This window comes from uncultured Henriciella sp. (assembly GCF_964005855.1).
In the GTDB taxonomy this organism is placed as follows: domain Bacteria; phylum Pseudomonadota; class Alphaproteobacteria; order Caulobacterales; family Hyphomonadaceae; genus Henriciella.
This window is the reverse complement of record NZ_CAXFSW010000031.1, coordinates 1-12,708: the sequence shown is the minus strand read 5'-3', so window position 1 is coordinate 12,708 and position 12,708 is coordinate 1. Positions and strand designations below refer to the sequence as shown.

The following is a 12,708-nucleotide window of genomic DNA, read 5'->3' as shown; positions in this document are numbered from 1 at the left end:
TCAAATCGGTCCTCCTCGACCAGCGCGTCATTGCCGGTCTTGGCAACATCTATGTATGCGAGGCGCTCTGGCGCGCGGGCATCAGCCCCAGGCGCAAAGCCTCGACAGTCTCCGGCGCACGGGCGGGCCGCCTTGCGGTCGCGATCACTGATGTGATCCGTGAGGCTATGGCAGCAGGCGGCTCGTCCATCTCGGACTTCAAAGCCGCCAGCGGAGAGCTAGGATATTTCCAGCACAGTTTCGCCGTCTATGACCGCGAAGGCGAGCCTTGCCGGCATTGCGGCGCCCCGATCCGGCGCATTGTCCAGTCGGGGCGCTCAAGCTTTTATTGCGGCGCGTGCCAGCGCTAGAGAGGTCTAGCCTCTACGGGCCGGCGGCATTTGTTCAATCCAGGCTTCGAGCTTTGCCCGGTACACTGAAGCAACCTCGGACCGTTCCTCCTCGCTCAGCTTGTCCGCGCCATAACCGAGGAAAGGTTCGGACCAGGCCAGCCCGCACCGGCTTGCCGTGGACTGCAATGGTTTCAGGATATCCTGCAGAGGGAAGAGATTGACGCCGCCGGGGCCGTAGGCAGAAGGCACATTCCCGGCGGTGACTGCAACCATGACAGGTTTGGAGAGGAGCCTGGCTCCGATCTCGGGCTTAATATAAAACATGTAGGTCAGCACCTGATCCTGCCATTCCTTCATGAGGGATGGTGTGGAGTACCAATGCAGAGGGAACTGAAAGACTATGCGGTCCGCATCAAGCAGGCGCCGGGTTTCTGCTGCGACGTCAATCCGGCTGTCGGGATAGGCATCATAGACCTTGTGAACCTCGACACCGGGCATTTCCGCCGCCGCCTGCACCATTGCGGCATTGGTCTTCGACGGCGTGAAACCGGGATGAAAATGGAAGATCTGTGTGTGGGCCATGAAATGTTTCCTCTGCTGACAGCAGAAACGTGCGGCCCGATACATTATTATTCCAATGGATATTATATCTAGTATACCATTGACTCCATGAATTTGCGTTCAATTGATCTCAATTTGCTCGTCGTGATGGATGCCCTTTTGGAGGAAGCGCATGTTTCGCGCGCAGCCGCGCGGCTCGGTCTTTCGCAGCCGGCCGCTTCCAATGCGCTGGAGCGTTGCCGCGCGCTGTTTGGGGACCCGCTGCTGACACGCCGCGGTTCACGCATGCAGAAAACCGCCATGGCTGAAACACTGGCGCCGCGAATCAAGGCCATTCTGGCCGACCTCGAGGCTGTTTTCACCCCGCCCGAAAACGACCCGGCCGTCCTGAACGCCTCAGTCCGCATTGCAACCGCCGACCAGCCTGCCGCATCCCTTGTGCCGAAGCTGCATCGTGAGCTGTCTGTGTCGGCACCCGGAATCTGCCTCGTCATCCAGCCTTGGGAAGGGGGAGGCGTTCCCCTAGAGCGTTTGCGTAGCGGCGACTGCGACCTTGCTCTCTGCGTTGCCGCATCCACAGACGGCGATATTATCAGCCGCCAAGTGAGCGATGTGCGTTATATCATCGCCATGCGGGCCGGCCATCCAGCCGCGAGCGATTTCACTACTGAAAGCTGGCTCGCTTTCGGGCACCTTATTGTCTCATCTGACGGTTCCGTGACGACGCCGCTTGATGGGATGCTGATGCGCGAGGGTCTCACTCGCCGTGCCGGGATGGTGGTTCCGAACTTCCTGATGGTCCCCGATATCCTGCGAGGCACGGACCTCATTGCGGCCATACCCAGCGGCTGCATTCCTGAAGCAAGTCAGGATTTTGCCATCTTCGAGCCGCCGATCGCGATCGAGGGGTTTCAGCTTCACCTTGCCTGGCACAAGCGGCACTATGGCAATCAGGCTGTGCAGCATGTTGCCCGCCTCATTGCAGGGCTACTCGAATAGCTGAAACCGCATCACCCCTGCGTTTTGCGGGATCAACCGAGGGCGGCTTCGTAGATTTTCTCGTAATCGGCCTGTGTCGCCGGTTTGGCATTGCCGCGGTGCGCGAGGTCTGCCAGCGCATATTCGACCACGCCCGGACCGTCGGAAGCATCGAGACCGATTTCCTTCAGCGTTGTGGGGATGCCGATATCTTCGTTCAGCTTCTCGATCGCCTCGCCAAGATCAGCGCCGGGCTTGAGGCCCATCGCAAAGCGCAGCCGCTCATATTTGCCATCCGCCGAACCGTCATTGAAACGAAGCAGGTGCGGCAGGAAGATCGCGTTCAGCGTGCCGTGGTGAAGCTTCTTGTCATGCAGACGGCCTGCCGCATGCGACAGTGCGTGGACGGAGCCAAGCCCCTTCACAAAGGCAAGCGCACCTTCATAGGAGGCCATCATCATGTTCCAGCGCGCTTCCTTGTCACTGCCGTCCTGTACCGCGCGGCGCAGCCAGCCATCGCCAACAGCGCGGGTGAGGCCGTCATAGCCGATACCTTCGGCTGGCGGGTTGGAGGCAGGCACAAGAATGGCTTCGATACAGTGGGTTACCGCATCCATGCCCGTCGCGGCCGTCATCATCTTCGGCAGGCCGAGTGTCAGATCCGGGTCGCAGATCGCGACGGGCGGGATCAGGTTCGGGGACGCGAAGGTTTCCTTGCGGCCATTGTTCAGCGTGGTGATCATGCCGACCGAGACTTCAGAACCGGTACCTGCCGTGGTCGGAATGGCGATCAGCGGCGGAAGCTTGCCGATATGTTTTGAGCCACCCGACATGGCCGCATATTTTTCCAGCGGACCGCCATGAGATGCCAGCAGGCCAACGGCCTTTGAAAGGTCCATGGAAGAGCCGCCGCCAAGCGCGATGATGCCATCCGCGCCTGCGGACTTGTAAAGCTCGGTGACCTCGATGGCCTGATCTTCGGTCGGGTTGGCCACAGTGTCTGAGAAAACCCCGCCCGGCTCACCGCCAAGCGCGCCCAGAACCGTATCCAGAAGACCGGCCGCCTTGATACCTGGATCAGTAATGATGAAGGGTTTGGAGACCCCGTTTCCTTTGAGCACGCCCGGCAGCTTCTGGATGGCCCCGTGGTCGAAGATACAGGTGTTGAGAAAAGTCATTACTGGCATGGCAGTCGCTCCCGGTCAGTGTCTCATTCGTAAGATTGCCCGCAACTGGTAGGACGGAGAGGCGCCGTCGTGCAAGCACAAGTCTCGCGGCAAACTGCCCATGTGCCCCCCCCGAAAGCGTCGAGGCCCCGTCCCAACTGGTGCAACCTGTTGACTTGCCGCCGCCTCTCGGGCCCGTTGAAGCAAGTGCATCCACGCAAGGACCAGACCCCGACGTGACCGACCCGATCCTTTCCGTCCGCGACCTTAAAATCGACTTCGACACGCCGGACGGGACTGTCCATGCGGTGAAAGGCACAAGCTTTGATGTCGCGCCCGGCGAATGTCTCGGGATCGTGGGCGAATCCGGGTCCGGCAAGAGCCAGTCCGCACTGGCTGCGATGGGCCTCATTGCGGAAAATGGCGCCGTGACGGGATCGATCCGGTTTCAGGTCACTGAAATGGTTGGCGCAAAAGCCAGCACCCTGCGCAAGATCCGCGGCGCGCAGATGTCGATGATCTTTCAGGACCCTCTGACCTCACTTACGCCGCACCTCACTGTCGGCGCGCAGATGCGCGAAGTGCTGGCGCTGCATGAAAACATGAAAGGCGAGGCTGCCACAAAACGCTGCGTCGACTGGCTCGAACAGGTCCGCATTCCTGAAGCCCGCCGCCGCCTCGACCAGTTTCCGCATGAGCTGTCGGGCGGCATGCGCCAGCGCGTGATGGTCGCCATCGCCATGCTCTGCAATCCAAAACTTCTGCTGGCCGATGAGCCGACCACGGCGCTGGACGTAACGGTTCAGGCGCAGGTTCTCGACCTTATGTATGATCTGAAGAAGGATACCGGCACCGGCATCGTCCTTATCACGCACGATATGGGCGTCGTGGCGCGCATGTGCGACCGGGTCATCGTCATGCGCCATGGCGAAATCGTCGAACGCGGCACCAGCGATGACATCTTCTACCGCCCGCAGCACGACTATACGAAGATGCTTCTCAATGCGGTGCCCCGTATTGACCAGCCCAACCGCGAAGGCCGGCCAAAACTGGGGGAGCCTCCAGCTGAAACCTCAGAGCCCATCGTCAAGGCACGCGATGTGAAGGTCCAGTTTCCGGTCAATGTCGGCGGCGGTCTCTTTGGCCGAACGAAGATGCTCAAGGCCGTCGATGGCGTTTCCTTCGACCTTCGCGCGGGCGAAACCCTCGGCGTGGTGGGCGAGTCCGGGTGCGGCAAGTCCACACTGGCCCGGGCCGTGCTGAAGCTTGTTCCTCAATCCGCCGGCACAGTCGCCTGGATGGGGCGCGACATCACACAAGCCGGCCGCAAGGAAATGAACAGCCTGCGCGAAGACCTGCAGATCGTTTTTCAGGACCCGCTCGCCTCTCTCGACCCGCGCATGACGATCGGTCAGTCCATCGCCGAACCGCTGACGGTACACAGGCCGCACCTGTCGAAGTCAGAGCGCGAGAAGATGGTGCGGGACTTCCTGCCCCGCGTGGGGCTGGAGCCGCATCTCATCAATCGCTACCCGCATGAATTGTCGGGCGGCCAGAACCAGCGTGTCGGAATTGCCCGGGCCATGATCCTGCGCCCGAAACTTCTGATCTGCGACGAGGCCGTCTCTGCGCTCGACGTCTCGGTCCAGGCGCAGGTCGTCGACCTGTTGATCGAGCTCCAGAAGGAATTCGGCCTCGCCATGATCTTCATCAGTCACGACCTCTCTGTGGTGCGCGAGATCAGCCACCGGGTCATGGTGCTCTATCTTGGCAAAGTGGTCGAAGTGGCTGGCCGGAACGCCATCTACGAAGACGCCCGTCACCCGTATACCAAGGCGCTCATCTCCGCCGTTCCCACGCCGGACCCGGAGTTCGAGCGGGGCAAGGACCGGATCAAGCTGCGCGGCGACCTGCCTTCGCCGCTCGACAGCCGCGCACCGCTTCGCTTCATGAAGTCGGCACTTATCGACGACCCGGATGCCGAGCAGTACAATCCGCAACTGATCGAGGTGGCGCCCGGCCACCTTGTGGCCGAGCATGATCCCTATGAGGGCGTCGAAGGCCTTTATGCGGCAAAGACCGAAGCAGCCTGAGCCACCCTCAACCGGCGCCGCTCACCTGCTGCTCACCTGTTATTTCGGCCAGTGCGACCGGCATTGGCGCAGGGTGACTGATGAGAAAGCCCTGAAATTCAAGGCAATTGGCCTCCAAGAGGCGAAGCGCCTGCGCTTCGGTCTCAACACCCTCGGCAACCACCGGGATGGAGAGACTTTGACCCAGGCGCAGGATAGCATCCACGATAGCAAACGCCTTTTCATCCGTGTCCATGGCCATGACAAACGACCTGTCGATCTTGATCCTGTCAAAAGGAAGCTGCTGGACGAAACGCATCGATGAATAGCCGGTGCCGAAGTCGTCAAGCGCGATCTGAACTCCGAGCTTCTTGAATTTTTCAAGCAGGCTGGCGGCCACATGGATGTTGTGAATGATCGCCGTCTCAGTGATCTCCAGTTCCAGCCGGTGCGGCTCCAGCCCTGAGCTTCGAAGCGCTTCGCGGACATCACCATAGAGGTTCGGGTCGAGGAACTGGCGGGCCGACAGGTTTACAGACACGCCAAGATGAGTTTCCCAGCCAGCGGCCGCCTTGCACGCCTCCATGATACACCAGCGCCCGATATCGTTGACCACCATGCTCTGCTCGGCAACGTCGATGAAATCATTAGGCATGACCAGGCCGTGTCCCGGACGTTCCCAGCGGATCAGCGCCTCATAGGCGAGAACCTTACGCGTCGCCGCGCAAACTTTGGGCTGGTAGTACAGGACGAACTCATCATTTTCGACCGCTTTGGAGAGCGCGATTTCCACATTCCGCCGGGCCTCAAAGCGCTCGTGCAGGTCCTCGTCGTACACGCGCGCCCGGCGCCGGCCGTCAGCCTTGGCTGCATAGAGCGCCCGATCTGCAGACTTCAGAAGTTCGCTTATATCCGAGGCCCCTGCGCCGATAATACAGGCACCTGCACTTGCACTCGAGCGGATAGCCAGACCCTCATGCAGAACGGGCTGGGAAAGAGCTTCCACACACTCGCCAGCGAACGCCTCAACGTCTGCAGCCGGAATACTGCGCCCGGTCAGCACGGCGAATTCATCCCCACCGAGACGCGCGGCAAGGCCGTCCTTGGGCACCAGCTGGCCCAGCCGCTTTGCGGTCTCTATGATCACTGTGTCACCGGCGCTGTGCCCGAACTGATCATTGACGCCTTTGAACTCATCCAGATCCAGAAGGATGACGGCTGTGTGGGCGCCCGTCCCCGCGTCGATCATCGCAATAAGTTCGCGCTGGAAGGCTTCGCGATTGGCGAGCCCGCTCAGCTGGTCGCTGAAAGCAAGCGCGCGAATCTCGGCATCCCGGCGCATACGTTCACGCTGATCGCTGATGGCGTAGATGGTAAAACCGTCGTCCCTGTGGGTGAGATCGCGTGTGCGCACCACAACCGGAATGGAAAGCCCCTCGCTATTGGTGAGGGAGGTTTCAATGTAGCGTGGACTGCCGGAAAGGGTCGTATTCAGCCCCGCAAGAGGGCGCGCCGGCCGGCCGAGAAGCTCGCTGCGTTGTGCGCCGAGAAGGTTTTCGGCAGACTTGTTGACTTCGACCACCCGGCCCTCGGCATCTGCGATGACGATCCCTTCCGAAGCGGAATCGGCCAGCATGCCGATGCGCCGGTTTTCCTGAATGCGCAGGCGCGACACCTTCCTGTCCAGCCCCGCCCCCATCATCGTGGCGACAAGAACCAGCACCACGCCTGCAATTAGAAAGGTGGTGAGGTCACCCCGGCTAAGCGTCCAGCCAACCTCGGCAAGGCCGCGGATCGGAAAGACCTCCATGGAGGCCATGCCGATGAAATGAACGCTCGCCACAGCAAGAAGCGTGAAGACCACGCCCCACAGATTGCGCCACCTCTTTGTCGTGCTGATCCCGACCATATAGGTGAGGCCAAAAAAAACCGCGCATAAGCCCATGGCTGCGACGACATAACCGGAATCATATTCCATGAGCGCCGAGGCGCGTAGCGAGCTTTGCCCATAGAAATGCATCGTGATGAGCGTGAGCGTCGCCAGAAAGGCGCACAACGCACGTCGCAGTGGCCCAAACCCGGTGATCAGGACCTGCGAGACCGCCACGAAACCGGCAATCGCCACCAGCGCCGACAGGACTGTGACCGTTCCGTCATAGGCCACCTCGAACCCCGGGTGATAGCCAAGCATAGCGACAAAGTGTGTCCCCCATACCCCGAGCCCCGTCACCATCCCGGAGGCGGCCGCCCAGAGCCGACGGTCGCGCTCGGCTGTGCTGTCCAGTCCGCGATGAAACACGACGAGCGCGCACACCGCGCCCAGCGTGCAGACAAACACCGCCATCAACACATAGAAAAGACCGTGATCTTCCTGAATACAGGAAAGAACCTGATACATTTACTCACCCGGCAATTTCGACGGGACGCCCTGGCTGGACGCCTAACTTCGCGTGCATGGCAGATGTCCCGTTCAGGACGCAAGGCAATGCCAGCGCGTCATTTATGTGCTGCAAACCCCCAACAAACCTGAAAGGCGCCTAGGCCTTTGAGACAATTTCGTGGATGGCCTTGAGCCGGGCGAGCAGTGGCTCAGCGGTCTGCAGGTCCAGACAGCTTGGCCCATCGCAAAGCGCCTTGTCAGGCTCTTCATGGAATTCGAGGAAGACCCCGTCGGCGCCCGCTGCAATGGCAGACTGCGCAATGATGGAAACGCCCTCGCGGCGCCCGCCCGTCGATCCGCCCGAGGTGCGGGGGTCTGCGCCTGGCAGCTGCACGGCATGGGTCGCATCGATCGTCACCGGCACATCAAGCGCCTTCATCGCCGGGATGCCAAGCATGTCGACGACAAGGTTATTATATCCAAAGCTCGCGCCCCGCTCACAGAGAATGGTCGGGTTGCGTTTGTCACCTGTCACTTCGGCGACCTTGGTGACGATGTTCTTGCAATCCCACGGCGCCAGGAACTGGGCTTTTTTGACATGCAGCCAACCGCCGCGCGCAATGACGGCCTCTGCGCCGGCAACGACAAGATCGGTCTGACGGCAGAGGAAAGCCGGCACCTGGACGATCTCCGCGACCTCAGCAACCGGAGCGGCCTGCTCAGGCGTGTGATAGTCGGTTACCACGGGCACGCCAAACTCTGCCTTGACGTCAGCCAGAATGCGAAGCCCTTCCTCAAGGCCGGGGCCGCGATAGGAATTGATCGAGGAGCGGTTCGCCTTGTCGAAGCTCGCCTTGAAGACATAGGGCAGACCGAGACGATCACAGACGGTCTTTAGGTGCTCGCAGATGCGCATCGCGAGATCGCGGCTCTCCAGAACATTCAAGCCCGCCATCACCGTCAGGGGGTGGCCCGTGCCTATCGTTATGTCATGACCGGCACCGGAAAGGGTAAGGCTCTTCATCTCGCAACTCCTCGATGACTGGGATCGCGCTTAAACAATGGGGAAAATACAGGCAAGCCATGAGCGCCGTTCTAGCCGCTTGCCCTGCCCCGATCCCCTCAATAGGGTGCGCCGCGTTTGCCACCGGACTTGAAAACCATGAGCGATAAGCTGCCGATAAGCCTTGATGATGTAAAAGACGCCGCCCGCCTGCTGGAGGGACAGATCGAGCACACGCCGATGCGCCTGTCCAAGACGCTGAGCGCAATTACCGGGGCGGAAGTCTGGGTGAAGTTCGAGAACCAGCAATTCACCGCTGCCTTCAAGGAACGCGGCGCGCTGAACAAGCTTGCACGCCTCAGTGATGAGGAAAAGGAGGCAGGCGTTATCGCGGCCTCTGCCGGCAACCATGCGCAGGGGGTCGCCTATCATGGTCGCCGGCTCGGCATTCCGGTGACGATTGCCATGCCGACCACGACCCCTTTCAACAAGGTGCAGCACACACGCGACTTCGGGGCACGGGTCCTTCTGGAAGGCCAGACCTTCGACGAGGCCAAGGCTTTCGCCGAGAAGGTGCGCGAGCGCGAAGGCCTGACCTGGATTCACCCGTTTGACGATCCGCTGATCATGGCCGGGCAAGGCACCGCCGCGCTGGAAATGCTGGAAGAGGGCCCCGACTTCGACACGCTCGTCGTGCCGATTGGCGGGGGTGGGCTCATTTCAGGTATGGCAACCGTCGCCAAGGCGCTGCGCCCGGACATGAAGGTAATCGGTGTGCAGGCATCGATGTATCCCGGTATGCTGGCGGTTCTTGAGGGCCGTGAAGCGGAAAGCGGCGGCGCCTCAATTGCTGAAGGCATATCGGTGAAGACGCCGGGCAACCTGACCCGCAAGGTGGTCAAGGCGCTGGTCGATGAGATCGTGCTGGTCGAGGAAGCACATATCGAACGGGCGATCACCCTGTTCGCGGATGTCGAGAAGACAATTGCCGAAGGCGCCGGCGCGGCCGGGCTTGCCGCATTGCTGGCCCATCCGGAGAAATTCGCCGGGCGGCGGGTCGGCCTTATCCTGTGCGGCGGCAATATCGACACGCGCCTGCTCGCCTCTGTCCTGACCCGCGCGCTGGTGCGTGAAAAGCGGCTTGCCCGCATCCGGATCATCGGGGACGACCGGCCGGGCCTGCTGGCGCTGGTCTCCAAGATCATCGGCGACAATGGCGCCAATATCATGGAGGTGGCGCACAACCGGATCGCGCTCGACGTGCCGGCCAAGGGCGCCGAATTCGACATCCTCATGGAAACCCGCGACGCCCAGCACACCCAGGACATTATCGATGCCCTGTCGCGCGCGGGTTACCCGCCCCGCCAGAACTGACCGCACCAGGCGCCGGACCCAACACGCCGCAGGTGACAGGCAGGCGAAGCTTGCCTAAGCTCTTATGATGAAACCGATAAACTGCCCGCCATGGAGATGACATCATGTTGAAACCCCTGACCGGCCTGTTCTGCGCAGTCCTGCTGACCGCGTGCAACGCGCAGGATCAGAGCTTCGATGAATTCTTCCCCTGGGACCCGGACGCGCCGAACGTTCAGGAAACCGATAGCGGCCTGCAATATGTGGTGCTGGAAGAAGGTCCTGAGGATGGGGCATCTCCGGGCATCGATTCCACCGTTCAGGTCTTCTATGAAGGCCGCCTGACGGACGGCACGACCTTTGACGGGAATTTCGATGAAGGCCGCCCGGCCATCTTCGGTGTGGGACAGGTTATACCGGGGTGGACGCAAGGCCTCCAGCTGATGTCGGAGGGCGACGAATACGTCTTCTACATTCCCTCCGAGCTGGCCTATGGCCAGTCTCCGCGTCCCGGCGGCATCATCAAGCCCGGCGATGACCTCATCTTCCGTGTGGCGCTTGAAAAGGTCTTCACCCCCAAACCTGCCGACGAAAAGGCATGGGGCAAGTATACGCCCTGGGACTCTGCCAATCCCGACGTCCAGTCGACCGATTCCGGGCTCGAATATGTGGTTCTTGAAAGCGGCGCCGAGAACGGAATCAGTCCCGCGCCGGAGGACTCCGTGGTGGTTTTCTATGAAGGCCGTTTTGCCGAAGACGGGGAAGTCTTCGACAGCGCCTATCAGCGCGGCCAGCCGATCATTTTCCAGACAAATGGCGTCATTCCCGGCTGGCAGGAGGCGCTTTCCATGATGAAGCCGGGGGATCGCTGGCTGATCCATATTCCCTCTGACATCGCCTATGGCGAGCGTGGCTATCCGGGCGCAATCCCGCCCAATGCGGACCTGAATTTTGAGGTCGAATTGATCGATGTTCTGCCAACGGAATAAATCTTGCTTGGCATGACGCGTTTAGATGGTGAGGGGGTCGCTATGGCTCATTCGGAACGCGGGCTCAGCCAGCTCGCCAGCTTTGTAACCGCTCTGGCAGCCTCCGTGGCCGTCCTCACTGCATGCCAGACGCCGGCGCCAGCGTCCCAGAGCGATACAGGGGCCTCAGTCCAGAAGACATCGGCAGACCTGGATGCCAAGCGCGAAGCGAAAGCGAACGCGCCCTGCCCGGACTATGGCCGCGGCTCCGGCACCTTCGAGCCACCCTTCCCTACAGGCTGCGCGGATCTTCAGACCAGTGAGAGCGGCCTTCGCTGGATAGAGATCGCAGCCGGACCGGAAGACCGCGAGTCCCCGCTGGACGGCGCAACGGTGATCGTGGCCTATGAAGGCTATCTCGCCGCAACAGGCACCAAATTCGACAGTTCATATGACCGGGGTGAGGCCGCCGTCTTTGTTATCGACCAGGTCATAGAAGGCTGGACGGAGATCCTGAAGAAGATGACGCCTGGAGATGAGTGGCTCGTCTATATTCCGGCTGAGCTTGCTTATGGCGATACCTCGCCGACCGCAGCCATTCCCGCCAGTTCCGACCTCGTCTTCAAGATCCGGCTCGATGGTTTCCTCAATGCTGAAGAGGTCGCAAACCTGCCACCGCCTGCTGGCGTCTCGCCCGCGCTATGGGATGACTTTCTTCCCTGGGACCGGCAGCGCGAAGGGATCCAGCGGGAACCCTCGGGCCTGACTTATTTCAAGATCGAGGATGGCGGCAACGCAGGCATGCATCCCCGCGCTGACGATCTTGTCGCAATCGACTATGAGGCCCGTGTGGCCGAGACAGGCGCGCTCGCGGCGTCGACCTGGGGCGGGCAGGCCCCGCTCGTTGCCCGCGCTGGCGACCTCATTCCCGGCTTTGCCCAGCTGCTCAGCCTGATGAAGGAAGGCGACGTCTTCATCGGCCATCTACCAGCCGCCATCGCTTATGGCGACGCCGGTCTTGACGAGGTCGTGCCTCCGGACGCGGACCTTGTCTATGTGGTCAACCTGATCGCCATAAATCCGGATATCGTACCCTAGGAAAATTGTCTGCTCTCGCTCAGGACTTCAGCGACCAGCAGGTCCGACTGCCCTCTCGGCGAGGGCCATTGTGCGGACAAGCACATCGTCGCCGCTCTTCACCACAAGGGCGCCCTCCAGACCGGAAACGCTGATCTTACCATCCACGGCGCGGATATAGCTGTTGCGGCAGCCTGTCGCTTTCACATCGCCCACCAGTACATTTCCATCCTTATCCTTGGCGGACCGCTCCCAGAGCGCCTGGAAGCTGCCAATGTCGCTCCAACCCATCTCGACTGGCACGACTTTCATCCCTTCATGGTGCTCCATGATCGCATAATCGATGGACTGTCCCCGGCAGCGGCTGAAGGCTTCGGCACCGAGCAGGCCGGCATGCGGTCCCCCCGCCGCCGCGCCACGCTCGGGCATGGCAGCGCGGACCGCTTCCAGAATATCAGGCGCATAGGCTTCAAATGCAGCGATCATATCCCCTGCGCGGAACATGAAGATGCCCGCATTCCAGAAGAAATTTCCTGAGGAGACATAGGCTCTCGCCGTTTCCAGATCGGGCTTTTCTACAAATCGTTTGACACGGCGCGCGCCCGCACCGTCGCCGGTAGCCTCAATATAGCCATAGGCCGTCTCAGGCGCTCCTGCGACAATGCCGAATGTGGTGATGAGGCCTGGCTCCAGCGCATCAAACCCTTTGCCGATAGCTTCGTGAAAGGCATCAACGTCCCGGATGTCATGGTCGGCAGGCAGGACAAGCAGGACATCTTCAGGTGCGCTGGCAAGCGCTGCAGCGGCGATCGGCGCAG

General features: G+C 61.0%; 11 protein-coding genes. 6 read left to right on the top strand and 5 right to left on the bottom strand.

Features of this window, described 5'->3' with window-relative positions; translation table 11 throughout:
• On the top strand, positions 1-350 hold a 350-nt coding region (locus ABNU55_RS15300), incomplete at its 5' end, for a zinc finger domain-containing protein (RefSeq protein ID WP_348764558.1).
• Between the two features lie 6 nt (positions 351-356).
• On the opposite strand, the gene ABNU55_RS15295 is transcribed toward ABNU55_RS15300, so the two are convergent.
• Entirely contained in the window at positions 357-914 is a 558-nt protein-coding gene (locus ABNU55_RS15295; protein WP_348764557.1) for an NAD(P)H-dependent oxidoreductase, read from the bottom strand.
• Between the two features lie 87 nt (positions 915-1,001).
• On the opposite strand from ABNU55_RS15295, the gene ABNU55_RS15290 reads away from it, so the two are divergent.
• Positions 1,002-1,892, top strand: a complete 891-nt coding sequence (locus ABNU55_RS15290; RefSeq protein ID WP_348764556.1) for a LysR substrate-binding domain-containing protein — start codon at positions 1,002-1,004, stop codon at positions 1,890-1,892.
• A gap of 32 nt (positions 1,893-1,924) precedes the next feature.
• On the opposite strand, the gene ABNU55_RS15285 is transcribed toward ABNU55_RS15290, so the two are convergent.
• On the bottom strand, positions 1,925-3,058 hold the full coding sequence (locus ABNU55_RS15285) for an iron-containing alcohol dehydrogenase (protein ID WP_348764555.1): 1,134 nt from the start codon (positions 3,056-3,058) through the stop codon (positions 1,925-1,927).
• A 215-nt stretch (positions 3,059-3,273) separates the two neighbouring features.
• Here ABNU55_RS15285 and ABNU55_RS15280 point away from each other — a divergent pair, with 215 nt between their 5' ends.
• A complete protein-coding gene (locus tag ABNU55_RS15280; protein ID WP_348764554.1) occupies positions 3,274-5,130 on the top strand; it encodes an ABC transporter ATP-binding protein in 1,857 nt (618 codons plus the stop codon).
• Positions 5,131-5,137: 7 nt separating this feature from the next.
• Here the strand turns inward: ABNU55_RS15280 and ABNU55_RS15275 are convergent, their stop codons facing one another.
• Together ABNU55_RS15275 and kdsA are read right to left on the bottom strand one after the other, a co-directional pair.
• The gene (locus ABNU55_RS15275; protein WP_348764553.1) at positions 5,138-7,507 is read right to left on the bottom strand and encodes an EAL domain-containing protein; all 2,370 of its coding nucleotides are present in this window, start codon (positions 7,505-7,507) and stop codon (positions 5,138-5,140) included.
• Positions 7,508-7,646: 139 nt separating this feature from the next.
• Complete coding sequence (gene kdsA / locus ABNU55_RS15270) at positions 7,647-8,513, bottom strand: 3-deoxy-8-phosphooctulonate synthase (RefSeq protein ID WP_348764552.1); 867 nt, start codon at positions 8,511-8,513, stop codon at positions 7,647-7,649.
• Between the two features lie 138 nt (positions 8,514-8,651).
• Between kdsA and ABNU55_RS15265 the strand changes: the two genes are divergently transcribed.
• The 3 genes from ABNU55_RS15265 to ABNU55_RS15255 all read left to right on the top strand — a co-directional run bounded on the left by ABNU55_RS15265 (position 8,652) and on the right by ABNU55_RS15255 (position 11,911).
• Positions 8,652-9,866, top strand: a complete 1,215-nt coding sequence (locus ABNU55_RS15265; RefSeq protein ID WP_290748351.1) for a threonine ammonia-lyase — start codon at positions 8,652-8,654, stop codon at positions 9,864-9,866.
• Positions 9,867-9,970: 104 nt separating this feature from the next.
• Positions 9,971-10,834, top strand: coding sequence for an FKBP-type peptidyl-prolyl cis-trans isomerase (locus ABNU55_RS15260; RefSeq protein ID WP_348764551.1), 864 nt, complete (start codon positions 9,971-9,973; stop codon positions 10,832-10,834).
• Between the two features lie 42 nt (positions 10,835-10,876).
• Positions 10,877-11,911, top strand: coding sequence for an FKBP-type peptidyl-prolyl cis-trans isomerase (locus ABNU55_RS15255; RefSeq protein WP_348764550.1), 1,035 nt, complete (start codon positions 10,877-10,879; stop codon positions 11,909-11,911).
• Between the two features lie 27 nt (positions 11,912-11,938).
• Here the strand turns inward: ABNU55_RS15255 and ABNU55_RS15250 are convergent.
• Positions 11,939-12,708, bottom strand: a 770-nt coding sequence (locus ABNU55_RS15250) for a sugar phosphate nucleotidyltransferase (RefSeq protein ID WP_348764549.1), incomplete at its 5' end; no start/stop codon positions are given.